General features: G+C 57.8%; 15 protein-coding genes. 8 read left to right on the top strand and 7 right to left on the bottom strand.

Annotated elements, in window-relative coordinates; all coding sequences use genetic code 11:
* The first annotated feature begins 29 nt into the window (after positions 1–29).
* Positions 30–497, top strand: coding sequence for an Lrp/AsnC family transcriptional regulator (locus ACR0AK_RS22320; protein ID WP_480795034.1), 468 nt, complete (start codon positions 30–32; stop codon positions 495–497).
* Positions 498–578: 81 nt separating this feature from the next.
* The gene (locus tag ACR0AK_RS22315; RefSeq protein ID WP_170414789.1) at positions 579–1001 is read left to right on the top strand and encodes a tellurite resistance TerB family protein; all 423 of its coding nucleotides are present in this window, start codon (positions 579–581) and stop codon (positions 999–1001) included.
* A gap of 2 nt (positions 1002–1003) precedes the next feature.
* Here ACR0AK_RS22315 and dacB read toward each other — a convergent pair whose 3' ends face one another.
* The 3 genes from dacB to ACR0AK_RS22300 form a co-directional block, all read right to left on the bottom strand.
* Positions 1004–2482 carry a D-alanyl-D-alanine carboxypeptidase/D-alanyl-D-alanine endopeptidase gene (gene dacB, locus ACR0AK_RS22310; protein WP_480795033.1) on the bottom strand — a complete coding sequence of 493 codons (1479 nt, stop codon included), beginning with the start codon at positions 2480–2482 and terminating at the stop codon, positions 1004–1006.
* Positions 2483–2547: 65 nt separating this feature from the next.
* On the bottom strand, positions 2548–3168 hold the full coding sequence (locus tag ACR0AK_RS22305) for a nicotinate-nucleotide adenylyltransferase (RefSeq protein ID WP_480795032.1): 621 nt from the start codon (positions 3166–3168) through the stop codon (positions 2548–2550).
* Positions 3169–3200: 32 nt separating this feature from the next.
* The gene (locus tag ACR0AK_RS22300) at positions 3201–3671 is read right to left on the bottom strand and encodes an MOSC domain-containing protein (protein WP_480795031.1); all 471 of its coding nucleotides are present in this window, start codon (positions 3669–3671) and stop codon (positions 3201–3203) included.
* Between the two features lie 137 nt (positions 3672–3808).
* Between ACR0AK_RS22300 and ettA the strand changes: the two genes are divergently transcribed.
* The 3 genes from ettA (at position 3809) to ACR0AK_RS22285 (ending at position 7435) form a co-directional block, all read left to right on the top strand.
* Positions 3809–5476 (top strand): energy-dependent translational throttle protein EttA, encoded by a 1668-nt coding sequence (gene ettA, locus ACR0AK_RS22295; RefSeq protein ID WP_480795030.1) that lies wholly within the window; start codon positions 3809–3811, stop codon positions 5474–5476.
* A 1012-nt stretch (positions 5477–6488) separates the two neighbouring features.
* A complete protein-coding gene (locus ACR0AK_RS22290) occupies positions 6489–6695 on the top strand; it encodes a cold-shock protein (RefSeq protein WP_039523244.1) in 207 nt (68 codons plus the stop codon).
* Between the two features lie 179 nt (positions 6696–6874).
* The gene (locus ACR0AK_RS22285; RefSeq protein ID WP_170562975.1) at positions 6875–7435 is read left to right on the top strand and encodes a L,D-transpeptidase family protein; all 561 of its coding nucleotides are present in this window, start codon (positions 6875–6877) and stop codon (positions 7433–7435) included.
* Between the two features lie 5 nt (positions 7436–7440).
* Here ACR0AK_RS22285 and ACR0AK_RS22280 read toward each other — a convergent pair whose 3' ends face one another.
* Both ACR0AK_RS22280 and ACR0AK_RS22275 read right to left on the bottom strand, forming a co-directional pair.
* The gene (locus tag ACR0AK_RS22280; RefSeq protein ID WP_480795029.1) at positions 7441–8055 is read right to left on the bottom strand and encodes an SOS response-associated peptidase; all 615 of its coding nucleotides are present in this window, start codon (positions 8053–8055) and stop codon (positions 7441–7443) included.
* A gap of 4 nt (positions 8056–8059) precedes the next feature.
* Complete coding sequence (locus ACR0AK_RS22275) at positions 8060–8686, bottom strand: arylesterase (protein ID WP_254453079.1); 627 nt, start codon at positions 8684–8686, stop codon at positions 8060–8062.
* 66 nt (positions 8687–8752) lie between these two features.
* Here ACR0AK_RS22275 and ACR0AK_RS22270 point away from each other — a divergent pair, with 66 nt between their 5' ends.
* Together ACR0AK_RS22270 and ACR0AK_RS22265 are read left to right on the top strand one after the other, a co-directional pair.
* Positions 8753–9448, top strand: coding sequence for an ABC transporter ATP-binding protein (locus tag ACR0AK_RS22270; RefSeq protein ID WP_480795028.1), 696 nt, complete (start codon positions 8753–8755; stop codon positions 9446–9448).
* Positions 9445–11973 carry an ABC transporter permease gene (locus ACR0AK_RS22265; RefSeq protein WP_480795027.1) on the top strand — a complete coding sequence of 843 codons (2529 nt, stop codon included), beginning with the start codon at positions 9445–9447 and terminating at the stop codon, positions 11971–11973. The genes ACR0AK_RS22270 and ACR0AK_RS22265 overlap by 4 nt, the downstream gene beginning before the upstream one ends.
* Here ACR0AK_RS22265 and ACR0AK_RS22260 read toward each other — a convergent pair.
* A complete protein-coding gene (locus tag ACR0AK_RS22260) occupies positions 11970–12422 on the bottom strand; it encodes an RrF2 family transcriptional regulator (protein WP_480795026.1) in 453 nt (150 codons plus the stop codon). The genes ACR0AK_RS22265 and ACR0AK_RS22260 overlap by 4 nt on opposite strands.
* Before the next feature lie 95 nt (positions 12423–12517).
* Here ACR0AK_RS22260 and ACR0AK_RS22255 point away from each other — a divergent pair, with 95 nt between their 5' ends.
* Positions 12518–13087 carry a gamma-glutamylcyclotransferase family protein gene (locus tag ACR0AK_RS22255; protein ID WP_480795025.1) on the top strand — a complete coding sequence of 190 codons (570 nt, stop codon included), beginning with the start codon at positions 12518–12520 and terminating at the stop codon, positions 13085–13087.
* A 51-nt stretch (positions 13088–13138) separates the two neighbouring features.
* On the opposite strand, the gene gltX is transcribed toward ACR0AK_RS22255, so the two are convergent.
* Positions 13139–14464, bottom strand: coding sequence for a glutamate--tRNA ligase (gene gltX / locus ACR0AK_RS22250; protein WP_170562961.1), 1326 nt, complete (start codon positions 14462–14464; stop codon positions 13139–13141).
* Positions 14465–14489 lie beyond the last annotated feature (25 nt).

Raw genomic sequence — 14489 nt, 5'->3', positions numbered from 1 at the left:
GGCAAATACGCATCATAGAGTGACAATTCATGAAACAAACGCTTCAACCCGCCGACATCGCCATTTTGCAAGAGCTTCAAATGGACGGCCGCCAGTCCATGCAGGACCTTGCGGATCGCACAGGGCTATCCGCGTCGCAATGTTGGCGGCGTGTGCGTGACCTTGAGGCCACTGATATAATCTCTGGCTACACAGCGCAGGTGCGCGCCAAATCCGTTGGGCTGAACGCCATCGCCTACGTCCACGTGGCTCTGCGCGAACATCAAGAGGACAGCATAAACGCGTTCCTGCGCCTGATCGAAACCGAACCTCAGATTGTTGAGTGTGCGTCGATCACCGGAGATCATGATTTCATTCTGAAAGTCTACGCCAAAACCCCAGAGGAACTTGAGCACTTTATTATGCAGCGGCTTTTGAAATCTGGGCTTGTGCGTGACACGCGCAGCAACTTCGTGCTGCGACAGAACAAAACCCGCGGTCCTTTGCCCATTCTCTAGCTTAGGCGATACGAAACCCGTTGAACCTGCACGGTTGCCCACCTATCGTGCTGATGCAGAAAGCCTAATCAGGACGACACCATGACTGAACAAGTACCCCACCCGATGTCCCCTCAGGATTGCCTTGTTGCGATCATGGTTGCGATCTCTGCGTCTGATGAAACCATCCGTACAGCTGAGCTGGTCAAGATCGAAGGCGCGGTCAACATGCTGCCGGTTTTTGCGGAGTATGATATCGACCGCACCCGCCGTGTTTCGCAAACCGTGTTTGACCTGTTTGAACAAGAAGACGGGCTGGATGCGCTGTTCGGCCTGATCCGCGACAACCTGCCCGAACGGCTAAACGAAACCGCCTATGCACTGGCCTGTGACGTGGCCGCTGCTGACGGGTCTTTGGCGGAATCCGAACTTCGGCTGCTTGAAGAAATCCGCTATGAGTTGAACATTGATCGCCTGCATGCCGCCGCGATCGAACGCGGCGCGCGGGCTCGTCACACCACCTGATCTCAACTTCCGGCCAGTGAGCCCCAGCGCTCGATCAACGCACGTTGCAATTTGCGCGAGCGATTGTTCCAGCTACGCGCGCCTTGCGGTCGTTCACGTTGCGCGCGCGGAATCGTGGCGCGATGGTCGACATCTGCAGTGAAAATGGCAAAGGCCAGCTCGGACCCGCCCGGCGTTGTGATGAAACCGCCAAGGCCGGAAACAAAGTTCAACGTACCGGTTTTGGCATCAACCTTGATCGGGTGGTCTTTGACGGGCCGTCCCTGACTGTCCGCGAGAGTGAATTTTTTCAGCAAAGGTTGCAATGCGCCCGCCTGTTTCGCAGCAACCAGAGCTTTCACCAAATCTCCCGGTGCCATTCGGGACGCATCGCCCAGGCCCGAGTGATCCACCATGGCGATCCCAGTCACACCGTATGTCTCGGTCGCCCAACGGTTCATTTCGGCCGCCGAATCCGCAAGTGTTTGCAATTTTGCTCCGCGCGCTTGCGAGGCCGCCATACCGACCATCTCAGCCGTCAGGTTGGTAGAATACTTCAACATGCCGCGCAGAATACTATCCAGCGGGTCGCTTTGATGCACTACAAGTAGCGTTCCCTTTGGCACCTCTCGCGTGATCTGTACGCGCCCCAACTGGATACCATTCGCGCGTGCCAACGTCTTAAACACATCCCCCGCATAAAGTGCGGGCTTGCGCACAGGCAGCCAACGTGCCCCACCTGCGCCAAGCGCACCTTTTGCCACGGTCCATCGGTCCTGCCTTGCACTGGATTCGTAGGTGTAAATCGGTACTTTTCGGCTTTCAATCCTCATAGAAGCCATATCGACCGAAGGGTTGTATCGCGCACTTCGCGCATCCATAGACACGTCATAACGCGCGCCGTCGCGCTTCCATTCAAAATGGACCCGGTTGAAGTTCAGCGATATGCCGCTGATGGATGGACTATACCCCAGATGATCCGGCTGCCCCGGGTCGATGCTGAACACATAGGGCAACGCACCCTCATAAACCTTGAATGCGCCCCGAACCTCGGAAATTCCAGCCTCACGCAGGTTAGCCGCCATAGTGGCCAGTGCATCCGTATCCAGCAACGGATCGCCGCCGCCCACCAGGATCAGGTCACCTTTCAGGATACCGTTTTCAATCGGCCCGTCCGCCATCAGGGCGGTCTCGAACCGATAGTCCGATCCCAGAACATCTAACGCATAAAGAGCCGTCAACGCCTTGGCTACACTTGCTGGCGGCAACCCCTGATCACCACTGAACTCCTCCAGCTGGGTACCAGTTGTTGCGTCCGCCACCGCGAACACCACCTCTCCACGCAGGCCCGCAGCCTGGACAAGCCTCTCGACTCCAGTCGGCACGTCGCCGCGCAATTGCGGCCGCAACGAGGCCACAGGCGCTTCGGCCAACACCGCAGAGGGGATCAAAGCCGCTCCCAGCCCTGCCAAAAATCCTCTTCGAGAAAATCGATCAGTCATAAGTCGAATAAAATCTCACAGATTAAATACGCACAACCACTGATATGGATTATGCGTGCATGTGGCTATTCCGGCAACACCTCAGCGCCCCAGCCACCCCGCTCCCGGATTTGGCTCGAGCTGACTTCGACCATCGGAACGTTCACGAAACACCATGCAGGCGCTTCAACGCGCCCTAACAGGCGCCGCGCCTGCCCATCTATTCGGTATCTGGCATAGAGACGTGCCGCAGGGGACATCCGCGCGGAAATCCGGTCGCCCGGCCGCGCGATCACGCCCACCGGCACGCTGTCCATGATCCGCCGCCAGTCTTTCCACTTATGGAACTGCGCCAGATTGTCCGCGCCCATGATCCAGACAAACTTTACTTTGGGATACAAGCGCCGCAGTTCGGCCAGCGTATCCGCTGTCGCCCGCGTTCCGGTCAGCGCCTCGATATCCGTCACCTCGACCCGCGGGTGCTGCATCAACGCCCGCGAAGCAGCCATCCGCCGCGTCAGAGGCGCAGGCCCCTGTACCTTCAAAGGGTTGCCCGGAGACACCAGCCACCACACCCGATCCAGCCCAAAAGCCTTCATCGCCTCAAGCGTCACATGCACGTGACCCTGATGCGGAGGATCAAAGGACCCTCCGAAAAGCCCAATGACCTGTCCGGGCCGTGCATAAGGTATCTGGCTGCGCAACATTCTTAGCTGATGTTCAGAACTGAAGCAGCTTGTCAATCAATCGGTTGCACCGTATCGCCCACCCGAACGCGTCCAGGGCGCACCACTTCCGCACACCAGCCGCCATGCCCACGCACGGCAGAATAGCCCCCTTTGCCAAGCGCTTCCTCCATCCGACTGCAGGGCGCACAGATCACCGCAACGCGCAGGACCGCCTCACCTACCTGCACCTCACGACTCTTTAGTGCGGCCAGATTGATCCCAGAGACCACCAGATTGCGCCTAAGCACGTCCGGTGCGATCGGCCCTTGCCCAAGGTACGAACCAATCGCTGCCAAATGCTCCTGCTGGATCAGCGTCACCGCCCTCTTGCCCGCTCGACTGCGATCTCCGCCCAATCCATCGGCTGAAATCATAGCGTCGCCCAAAGTGACGATCTCCGTCCGCCGGGCTGGACGCACTCCGATCCAATCGACCCGACCGGGCTTTGCCCACCCAGCAATCAATTCCGCAAGTTCTGACATCTCATCCGCCTCTCAAACCGAAGCCACTCTAGCCCGCACGTGGTCTAAGCAAAATCACGAAACCACCAGCTTGCCCCGCCCGCCCCGCTTGGATATCAAGCGTTTCAACCCAATTTCCCCGACCCAGAGGACGCGACATGGCCGCCTATCAATATGTCTACCACATGCAGGGTGTCTCCAAGACCTACCCCGGTGGCAAGAAGTGCTTTGAAAACATCCACCTGAGCTTTCTCCCCGGCGTAAAAATCGGTGTTGTCGGCGTCAACGGCGCGGGTAAGTCGACGCTGATGAAAATCATGGCGGGCCTGGATACAGATTTCTCGGGTGAGGCTTGGGCCGCCGAAGGCGCCAAGGTCGGCTACCTGCCGCAGGAACCGCAGCTGGATGAAACGCTCACCGTCCGCGAGAACGTCATGCTGGGCGTCGCCGCGAAAAAGGCCAAGGTCGACCGGTTCAACGAGATTGCCATGGAGATCGCCGAGAACTACTCGGACGAACTGATGGAGGAAATGACCACCCTGCAGGACGCGATCGACGCCGAGAACCTCTGGGACCTCGACAGCCAGATCGACGTCTCGATGGAGGCGCTGCGCTGCCCGCCGGATGATGCCAACATCGCCAACCTCTCGGGTGGTGAGAAACGCCGCGTGGCGCTGTGCAAGCTGCTGCTGGAAGCGCCCGATATGCTGCTGCTCGACGAACCGACCAACCATCTGGACGCCGAGACCATCGCCTGGCTGCAACAACACCTGATCGACTACAAGGGCACCATCCTGATAGTCACCCACGACCGGTATTTCCTGGACGACATTACCGGCTGGATCCTCGAACTTGACCGCGGCCGCGGCATTCCTTACGAGGGCAACTACTCCGCATGGCTGGAACAAAAAGCCAAACGGCTGGAGCAGGAAGCCCGCGAGGACAAGTCCAAGCAGAAGACCCTGCAGCGTGAATTGGAATGGATGCGTCAGGGCCAGAAGGCCCGTCAGGCCAAATCCAAGGCCCGGATCAACGCCTATAACGAGCTGGCCGAACAGTCCGAGCGCGAAAAGCTGACCCGCGCCCAGATCGTCATCCCCAACGGCCAGCGCCTTGGCGGCAAGGTGATCGAGGTCGAGGGTCTGTCCAAGCACATGGGCGACAAGCAACTGATCGAAGGGCTAGATTTCGCCCTGCCCCCCGGCGGCATTGTCGGTGTCATCGGCCCCAACGGCGCGGGTAAATCGACCCTGTTCAAGATGCTCACCGGTCAGGAACAGCCCGACGCTGGCACCATTACACTGGGCGACACGGTTGAACTGTCCTATGTCGACCAGTCCCGCGACGACCTGAAAGACAACGACACCGTGTGGGAGGCGATCACCGGCGGCGCCGAGATCATCCAACTGGGCGACGCGCAGGTCAATTCCCGCGCCTATTGCTCGTCCTTCAACTTCAAGGGCGGAGATCAGCAGAAAAAGGTGTCGCTGCTATCCGGCGGTGAGCGCAACCGCGTCCACATGGCCCGTCTGCTAAAAGAGGGTGGCAACGTGCTGCTGCTCGACGAACCGACCAACGACCTCGACGTCGAGACCCTGCGCGCGCTGGAAGACGCCCTCGTCGATTTCGCCGGCTGCGCCGTCGTAATCTCGCACGACCGCTTCTTCCTTGACCGGATTTGCACGCATATTCTGGCGTTTGAGGGAGATGCGCACGTGGAATGGTTTGAGGGCAACTTCGAGGATTACGAAGAGGACAAAAAGCGCCGCCTGGGCCCAGATGCACTGGAGCCCAAACGATTGAAGCACAAGAAGTTTGCGCGGTAGAAACTCTGCTTCAGGCCCGCAACCAATGGATATGGTTGCGGGCCTGAAATAGACTGTTTGGAGCGAATGGTTTCGGTGATATTGGGAATACGCTTTGATCGGTATGAGCAGCTACCTTTCTTTGTTTATACAGACCGTTTTTGAGCTTCAAAAACCCGATCAAAATTTAGCGTCGCACAAACCAAAGCACCTTGTCTGTGCATAACCGAGCTGTACTTACAATAGCTTGCGGATATCAGTTACTTTTGCGACAGACCGTCCGTCCTTTGGTTTTCTCCACTCTGAGCATGTTCCTCACTTAGAACGTCCCCAAAAAGCACAGTCAGTTCTTCTTTGTTTACTGATCGAGAAAATGCTGTTTGCGTTTTCTCAGCGTGCTCGTTTGGCACCGAATTTGCCAACTCGCCTGATTTGAAAATACTGTTAAAGATCGACTTAAAAAGCATGTCTTTCACCTTGCGTATCGGATTTCTCTTTTTGTTAGAAACTGAGTATTCGTTTTAATGTTCCGCTGCGGGCCGATCCGAGCGTGCGGTGGAGGTCGGCTCAAGGACCGTATTTCCGTGAGTGGCCACCCGCAGCGGTGCGGCGTACATATGAAGGAAAGATCGCGCGCCAACGGGGAAGAAAACCGCGTTTCGCGTCATTTTTGAAAAGCCCGTCAAAAAGTCATTTCGTGATGCAGCCTTGCGATCTAAAGCTCACGCTGCTGCCTCGAATATGACGTTACGACACTTCTTTGCTGCTGATCGGTTTGGGGCTTCTTTTGGGCATTGCCCAGATCCAGGGCCGAGACTTTTGGCAAGCGGCGATACCATCAGTTTTCTAAGCAGTTAGTAGCCACTGTCGTAATCCACCCTTGCCACAGGCCCTCCCCAATGCCATATCAATGGCGCTTACGTTTTTCTATTTCGACCCACTGTCTCCGATTCCGGCGCTCAGTCTATCGATACAGACGACGACGCCGGGCTGCCGCAACTCCGTGGGCAGCACCAATTAGGAGACAACGGATATGCCCGCAGGCACCGTGAAATGGTTCAACACCACCAAAGGCTACGGCTTTATCGCACCTGAAGATGGCGGCAAAGACATCTTCGTACACATCTCGGCTGTCGAGCGTTCCGGCCTGACCGGTCTGGCCGACAACCAGAAAGTCACGTACGAGCTGCGCTCGGGTCGTGACGGCCGCGAAAGCGCCGACGACATCGCACTGGCCTAAGGCCGCAGAAGGGCAGAGGTTAACTCTGCCCTTTTCGCATCACGCGGGGCAAAACTGCAACATAAGTGTGTCCCTGCGATTACATCACAATACGGTTACTCTTGGCAGATGATTGACCAGATCGGTTATCATTCCGACACTGGTTTACAATTTTTCCTGTTGTCCTGAAGAGAACCAATATGTTCACACGTCGCACTTTCCTTGCAGCATCTGCAGCCGCTGGCCTGACGCCCGGCCTTGCTTCGGCCAAGAAAAAAGCCGTTGAATACGATCCCACGCCGCAGTTCGTTCGGGTCAAGAAGCAGTTTCTTCCGGGGCAGCTTCTGGTCGCTCCGCGATCGTTTTACCTGTACCTGATCACCGAACCGCGCAAGGCGATCCGCTATGGGTGCGGCGTCGGCAAAGCGGGACTGGAATTCACCGGTACGGCCACCATCGATGTCAAGAAAGAATGGCCGACATGGCGCCCCACCGACGAAATGATCGAACGCGAACCGACCACCTATGCTAGATTCAAGGACAATGATTATGTCCAGCCGGGTGGTGGGGATAATCCGCTGGGCGCGCGCGCGCTCTATCTGTTTCAAAATGGTGTCGATACGTATTTCCGCATCCACGGAACGACCCAGCCGCAAACTATCGGGCGTGCGGCCTCGAACGGGTGTATCCGCATGCTAAACTCGCATGTCATCGATTTATATGAGCGTGTACCGGTTGGAACTGTGGTTACCGTGGTCTGAGAATGTTACGGCGCGGACCAATCGACGTCCGTCGCTTCTTCAATCCGCAATAACCCGTCCGGCCAAGGTCGCGCCAAAGCCTTAGCGTCACTTTCTGAGCCATTAAGCCATGTCTGAATATCGGCAGGATCCAGCAGGACACCCATTCGGTGGTGTACCGGCTCCAGATCAGCATTGGGTACGCAAGTCACTGCCGCAAACTGATCAACACGCAGGCCACCTGGGGCCTGCCAACTGTCGGTAATAGCCGCAAAGAACAAAGTTGCGCCATCTGCCGAAGCAATACGCCACGCAGTTTTGTGACGTTTTTTGCCGGTCCACTCGTACCACCCGTCCACCGGCACAACGGCCCGGCCAACGCCTTCGTATGCGGCCTTGTCAAAGACGGTTTCAGATCTTGCGTTGACTATGGTTTCCATCACGGGTCGACCGCGAGCGTTGACACGCCCGACCGGGATCATCCCCCAACGCATGGGCGTCAGGCCGTCCGCACTCAGGACTATCACCTCCTGTCCCGGTTGAATGTTCCTTCGGGGTGGTTGTAGGTCCTCATCATAAGGGACGTTCAATGCCTGGGCTATTTCGGACATCGACCGTGTCAGGAAAAATCGCCCGGGCATCTTCTCAGTCCTGATTGGTCGAGGCTTCGACCAGCTCCAACACATAAGGTCCAAGTGCCGCGACGATCCGTGCCACACCCTCTTTGTTGGGGTGAATTCCGTCCGACTGCATGAATTGCCTTACTGCGTTCGGGTCACCGTTTGGCTGCAATCCTTCAAAAAAGCTCTCTGCAAATACAAGTTGGTATGCCTTGGCCAAATCCGGGTACATCGCATCAAAAGCTTGCTTGTATTCGGCTCCGTAGTTCCCGGGCGCCTGCATTCCGATCAACAACACCTCGACCTCGGCCGCCTGAGCGGACGCCACGATTGTCTCAAGGTTCTCGCGCGACACAGCCGGGTCGATCCCCCGCAAAAGATCATTGCCGCCCAGCGCCACAATCATCGCGTCTACGTCGGGCGTCAGGGTCCAATCAACACGCGCCGCACCGCCTGCGGTCGTATCACCGGACACTCCGGCATTAATCAAGCGCGCCTCAGTGCCCTGGTCCTTTAGCCATTGGTCCAACTGTGGTACGAACCCGTCCTGTTCCGGCAATCCGTATCCTTGCGTCAGCGAGTCCCCCAGCGCGGCGATGACCACCGGCTCCGCTGTGGCGGTAAAGCCGCAACATGCAAACAGTACGGGCATCAAGGCCTTGCGCATTTTTTGAACCGCTCCATATCCCAATTTGACTGCCCCCGTGTGGAAGTATCTATGACGACACCTGTTCTTTCGCTTCAAAATGCCGCTTTGTCGCTGGATGGCAATGCCGGTCGCGTCGATATCCTGCATGAGATTAACCTGACTGTCGAAAAAGGCGAAACGCTGGGGCTTGTAGGGCCGTCCGGGTCTGGCAAATCCTCGCTGCTGATGTTGATGGGCGGGCTGGAGCAGGCAACTGCAGGCAAAATCACGGCCCTGGGTCAGGACCTGACTGGCATGGATGAGGACTCGCTGGCCCGTTTCCGGCGCAATGCGATGGGAGTGGTCTTTCAGAACTTCCACCTGATCCCTACCATGACCGCCTTGGAAAACGTCGCCACCCCACTGGAATTGGCCGGCCATAAGGATGCGTTTCAACGCGCAAAGGCGGAGCTGGACGCAGTTGGGCTGGCGCATCGCCTTTATCACTATCCGGCACAATTGTCAGGTGGCGAACAACAACGCGTCGCACTAGCCCGTGCCGCGGCTCCACGTCCGCAAATTTTGTTGGCGGATGAGCCGACTGGAAATCTGGATGAAACCAACGGCGCGGCCATCGTTGATTTACTGTTTAGCCTGCGCGACAAACACGGGGCCACTCTCGTGCTTGTAACGCATAGCCATAGTCTTGCGCGCAAGTGCGATCGCGTTGTCCGGCTTCGTGATGGGCGGATTTCGGAAGATAGCCAGCAAGAGGCCGCAGAATGAGCCTTAAGCTGGCCGGTCGGCTGGCACGCCGTGAGCTGCGGGGCGGTCTGCATGGGTTTCGTGTTTTTTTGGCGTGTTTGGCACTGGGTGTTGCGGCAATCGCAGCAGTTGGGTCGGTGCGCCATGCGATACAGGCAGGTTTGACCGAGGAAGGCGCCTCACTTTTGGGTGGGGATGCACAACTGGAATTCACCTATCGGTTCGCAACAGATGAAGAACGCGCCTGGATGGACCAGACCGGGACAGACGTGTCAGCAGTGGTCGATTTTCGGTCGATGGCTGTTGCTGATCAGGGTTTAGAAACGCAGCGCGCCCTGACGCAGGTTAAATCGGTCGATGACACTTACCCTTTGTTGGGGGCTCCGGTTCTGGAACCTGCGATGCCCTTGTCCAAGGCTTTGGGCACGCATCAAGGTCTTCCCGGCGCGGTGATGGCCCCATCCCTTATTGATCGGCTGGGCCTTTCCGTCGGAGATCGGTTTGCACTGGGAACTCAAGAGTTCTTTCTGGCCGCTGCGTTGATCCACGAACCTGACGGGGCCGCGGATGGCTTTGGCCTGGGTCCCCGAACGCTTGTACGAACCCAAGACTTGCAAGAATCCGGCCTGTTGGAACCGGGAACCCTGTTTTCAACCAAGTACCGCCTGACCCTGCCACAAGGAACCGATCTGCAAGACTTGTCGGTAGAAGCACGCCAGAATTTTGAGGGCACTGGCATGCGATGGACCGACGCGCGCAACGGCGCGCCGGGAATTGCGGAATTCGTCGGACGACTCAGCGCATTTCTGGTGCTGGTCGGGTTGTCGGGCCTTGCGGTCGGCGGCATCGGGGTATCAGCGGCTGTGCGCGCCTATCTGTCCCAAAAGACCGAGACCATCGCGACACTTCGCACACTGGGCGCTGATAAGGCGACGATATTCCAAACCTATATGATCCAGATCGGAGTTCTGTCGGGGATCGGCATCTTGCTGGGCGTCGCGCTGGGTGGCTTACTGCCCCTGTTGCTGGCCCCCTTGATCGAAGCCCGCCTGCCGGTGCCTGCGGTGTTTTCGTTCTACCCGGCCCCGCTTGCCGAAGCAGCTTTGTACGGCATACTGACAGCATTTCTGTTTACGCTCTGGCCCCTTGCCCGTACCGAAGACGTCCGCGCAGCAACTCTGTTTCGGGATGCCCTGACCTCGGCTCGTGCGATTCCACGGGGTGCATACCTTATTGCAACTGGCGCGGGCCTCACGTTGCTGATCGGATGCGCAGCCTGGTTCAGCGGCTCTGCGCGCCTGACAATTTGGACCGCCGGAGGATTGGCGGGCGCTTTACTGCTGCTTTCCCTGGCTGCCTATGCGGTGCGAAGACTTGCCCGTCTCAGCACTTCTTCAGCGCGCGGACGCCCCGCCCTAAGGTGGGCCTTATCTGCCATCTCAGACCCGCGCGAGGGTGCCGCATCCGTGGTTCTGTCTCTGGGTCTTGGGCTTTCGGTTCTGGCGGCAGTTGGGCAGATCGACGGCACCTTGCGCAATGCAATTTCCGGGAACCTGCCGGATGTCGCCCCCTCGTATTTCTTCGTCGACATTCAGAAAGAGCAGATGCCCGGCTTTACCGAGCGCCTGACCTCGGACCCCGCCGTCAGCCGGATAGAAAGTGCGCCGATGTTGCGCGGGATCATCACGCAGATCAACGGCACGCCCGCCCGCGAGGTGGCAGGTGATCATTGGGTTCTGGATGGCGACCGGGGCGTAACCTACTCGGTCCAGCCCCCCGAAAACGCGCGTATCACTTCGGGTGAGTGGTGGGCTGAAGACTATGCTGGTACACCGCAAGTCAGTTTCGCCGCCGAAGAAGCTGAAGAAATGGGCCTGAAACTGGGCGACCAGCTGACCGTGAATATTCTGGGCCGTGACGTTACCGCTGAACTCACTTCAATGCGCGAAGTTGATTTCTCGAACGCCGGTATGGGATTTATCATGTCGATGAATCCATCGGCCCTGGCCGGTGCCCCGCACAGCTTCATTGCCACGGTCTATGCCGAAGAACAGGCAGAAACGGCAATTCTGCGCGATCTCGCCGGGAAATTCCCCAACATAACGGCGATCCGCGTTCGCGATGCGATTGACCGGGTCTCGGGCTTGCTGGCAGGCATCGCCGCAGCGACGTCTTATGGCGCAGGAATTTCCCTTCTGACCGGTTTTTTGGTGCTCATCGGTGCTGCCGCAGCCGGAGAACCTGCCCGCCGATACGAGGCCGCGATCCTCAAGACACTCGGTGCGGGCCGACGGCGCATCTTGGTCAGTTTTGCTTTACGCGCAGCACTGTTGGGCACAGCCGCAGGTGGCGTTGCCCTGCTAACTGGCATTCTGGGGGGCTGGGCCGTTGCCACCTATATCTTCGACACGAATTTCTCGGTTATCTGGCCATCCGCCATCGGCATTGTTCTGGCGGGTATCTTCGTGACGCTCGGCGCAGGGCTGATCTTTGCCTTGCGCCCCCTGGCCGTCCGCCCTGCCCGCATCCTGCGCGCCAGCGATTAACCGACGCGTGCGCAGGCAACCGGTTGCAGCATCTGCAGCAAAGGATCGTTGTCGCAAACAAGCGCGTCCAGAGTAATCTCGTCCAGTGAGGCGTAGAAGACCTCAGCCGCGTCTTGCAGCGCCAAACGCAGGCGGCAGGCATCGGTCAACGGGCATGTGTTGTCTGCATCCGCAAAACACTCTGCCAGCGGCAGGTTGCCTTCGACATCACGAAACACCGATCCGATCCGAATTTGTTCGGCCGAACGCGCCAGAACCATACCGCCGTTGCGACCGCGTTGGGTGCTAAGATAGTCCAACTGGCTAAGCTGGTTGATTACCTGCGCCAGATGGTTCTCCGAGATATTGCACACTTCGGCAATCTCGGACTTGGTGACCAGCCTGTCCTGATGCGCTGCACAATACATCAGCAGCCGCACCGCAATGTTCGTCCGTTTGGTTATCCGCATCGTGACCTCCCAGATTTCAAGATGCAGACTTATTGCATGTCTGATCAAAAAGCGGTTTGACATACATCAATCGTCAAGAAAGGACATGTGGGCACATGGCAGATCCCTATTTCTTTGGCTACGGCAGCCTCGTGAACCTGTCGACCCACGACTTTCCCGATCCGCGCCCTGCGCGTCTCAAAGGCTGGCGGCGTGCATGGAAGCACACTGACCTACGACCTGTCGCGTTCCTGACGGCGGTTCCAGACCCCGAGTCCGAAATCGAAGGTATGATTGCGCATGTGCCAAAAAACGATTGGGTTGCACTGGACGACCGTGAATGGGCCTATGACCGGATATCCGCCACCCAAGCCGTTACCCACCCCCTGAAGCATGAGGTCGAGATTGCCGTCTACGCTGTGCCTCATGACCGGCACAACGCGCCAAGCAACCACCATCCCTTGCTTCTGAGTTACATTGACGTGGTCGTACAAGGATACCTGCGCGCATTTGGTGAAGACGGCGCAGATCGTTTCTTTGCCACCACCGATGGATGGGATGCGCCGATCCTGAACGACCGGTCCACGCCACGGTACCCGCGCCATCAGCAATTGAAATCGGTTGAGACAAAATTCGTGGATGACCGTCTCAGCCGTCTTTCAGCCCGAATTGTGCAGAACGCATAGAAAAAGGCGGGATCGAATGATCCCGCCTCTCTTCATTCTATTACAAAACGCTCAGGCTTTTGCGCGAATAACCTGCAGTAGCGGCAGCAGCGTGGCCATCTCAGGCCCACGCTCCATGCCGGTCAGCGCTTTTCGCAACGGCATGAACAGGCCTTTGCCCTTACGCCCGGTCGCCTCTTTTACTGTGCTGGTCCATTTGCTCCAGGTTTCGCCATCGAATGGGCCTTCGGGCAGCAAGGTCATAGCTTCAGCGATGAAGTCACGATCCTCATCCGCGATCAATGGCTCTGCCCCATCGCGGCACAATTCCCACCAGCCCTTGAGGTCAGCCAAGGTTGTGATGTTCTCGCGTGCCATCGCCCAAAACGGTTCGGCCAGTTCGGCGGGAACGCCAGCTTCTGCAACGGCATCGGCCACATCGGACAAAGGCAGGGATTGCAGGTGCTTTGCGGTCAGAGGGAACAGATCCTGCACATCGAACTTTGTCGGGGCCGCGCCAAAGCGGTTGATATCGAACCCTTCGACCAATTCGGCCATATCGGACCGAAGCTCAACCGGATCAGACGAACCCAAACGCGCCATCAGGCTCAGCAAAGCCAACGGCTTAACACCCTGCTCACGCAAATCGCGCAAAGCCAATGTTCCCAGACGTTTCGACAGCGCCTCACCCTGAGGACCGGTCAGCAGCGAATGGTGGGCAAAGCGCGGGCAAGTGCCACCCAGCGCCTCGATGATCTGAATCTGCGTTGCAGTGTTGGTGACATGGTCCGAGCCACGCACCACATCGGTTACGCCCATCTCGGTGTCGTCCACAACAGACGCAATCGTATAGAGCACCTGACCATCGCCGCGGATAAGAACCGGATCAGACACCGATGCTGCATCAATCGAGATGTCGCCCAAAATACCGTCATTCCACTCGATCCGCTCGTGATCCAGTTTAAAGCGCCAGACGCCATTGCCGCGTTCAGCCCGAAGAGCTTCTTTCTCAGCATCACTTAGGTTCAGCGCCGCGCGGTCATAGACCGGCGGCTTGCCCATGTTCAGTTGTTTTTTACGCTTGAGGTCCAGCTCGGTAGGCGTCTCGAATGCCTCATAGAAGCGGCCCATTTCGCGCAACTTGTCAGCAGCCTCTGCGTAACGGTCCAAACGCTCAGACTGTCGCTCGACCTTGTCCCAATGCAGGCCCAACCACTCCAGATCTTGCTTAATGGCGTCGACATATTCTTCTTTCGACCGTTCTGGATCGGTGTCATCAATCCGCAAGATGAACGTGCCGCCAGCTTTACGGGCGATCAGGTAGTTCATCAGGGCGGTGCGCAGGTTGCCCACGTGGATGTAACCGGTGGGCGACGGGGCAAAACGGGTGGTTGTCATAGGTGTCTCCTGTTGGCGCGGCTCA

The organism is Ruegeria sp. BI12 (genome assembly GCF_056537985.1).
Note: the sequence above shows the minus strand (reverse complement) of the source record. Positions and strands in the feature narration are given on the sequence as shown.

What these genes read in the sequence shown, in the direction of transcription:
- ACR0AK_RS22320 (WP_480795034.1), top strand. Translation starts at nt 30, where the DNA reads ATGAAACAAACGCTTCAACCCGCCGACATCGCCATTTTGCAAGAGCTT.
- ACR0AK_RS22315 (WP_170414789.1), top strand. Translation starts at nt 579, where the DNA reads ATGACTGAACAAGTACCCCACCCGATGTCCCCTCAGGATTGCCTTGTT.
- dacB (WP_480795033.1), bottom strand. Translation starts at nt 2,482, where the DNA reads ATGACTGATCGATTTTCTCGAAGAGGATTTTTGGCAGGGCTGGGAGCG.
- ACR0AK_RS22305 (WP_480795032.1), bottom strand. Translation starts at nt 3,168, where the DNA reads ATGTTGCGCAGCCAGATACCTTATGCACGGCCCGGACAGGTCATTGGG.
- ACR0AK_RS22300 (WP_480795031.1), bottom strand. Translation starts at nt 3,671, where the DNA reads ATGTCAGAACTTGCGGAATTGATTGCTGGGTGGGCAAAGCCCGGTCGG.
- ettA (WP_480795030.1), top strand. Translation starts at nt 3,809, where the DNA reads ATGGCCGCCTATCAATATGTCTACCACATGCAGGGTGTCTCCAAGACC.
- ACR0AK_RS22290 (WP_039523244.1), top strand. Translation starts at nt 6,489, where the DNA reads ATGCCCGCAGGCACCGTGAAATGGTTCAACACCACCAAAGGCTACGGC.
- ACR0AK_RS22285 (WP_170562975.1), top strand. Translation starts at nt 6,875, where the DNA reads ATGTTCACACGTCGCACTTTCCTTGCAGCATCTGCAGCCGCTGGCCTG.
- ACR0AK_RS22280 (WP_480795029.1), bottom strand. Translation starts at nt 8,055, where the DNA reads ATGCCCGGGCGATTTTTCCTGACACGGTCGATGTCCGAAATAGCCCAG.
- ACR0AK_RS22275 (WP_254453079.1), bottom strand. Translation starts at nt 8,686, where the DNA reads ATGCCCGTACTGTTTGCATGTTGCGGCTTTACCGCCACAGCGGAGCCG.
- ACR0AK_RS22270 (WP_480795028.1), top strand. Translation starts at nt 8,753, where the DNA reads ATGACGACACCTGTTCTTTCGCTTCAAAATGCCGCTTTGTCGCTGGAT.
- ACR0AK_RS22265 (WP_480795027.1), top strand. Translation starts at nt 9,445, where the DNA reads ATGAGCCTTAAGCTGGCCGGTCGGCTGGCACGCCGTGAGCTGCGGGGC.
- ACR0AK_RS22260 (WP_480795026.1), bottom strand. Translation starts at nt 12,422, where the DNA reads ATGCGGATAACCAAACGGACGAACATTGCGGTGCGGCTGCTGATGTAT.
- ACR0AK_RS22255 (WP_480795025.1), top strand. Translation starts at nt 12,518, where the DNA reads ATGGCAGATCCCTATTTCTTTGGCTACGGCAGCCTCGTGAACCTGTCG.
- gltX (WP_170562961.1), bottom strand. Translation starts at nt 14,464, where the DNA reads ATGACAACCACCCGTTTTGCCCCGTCGCCCACCGGTTACATCCACGTG.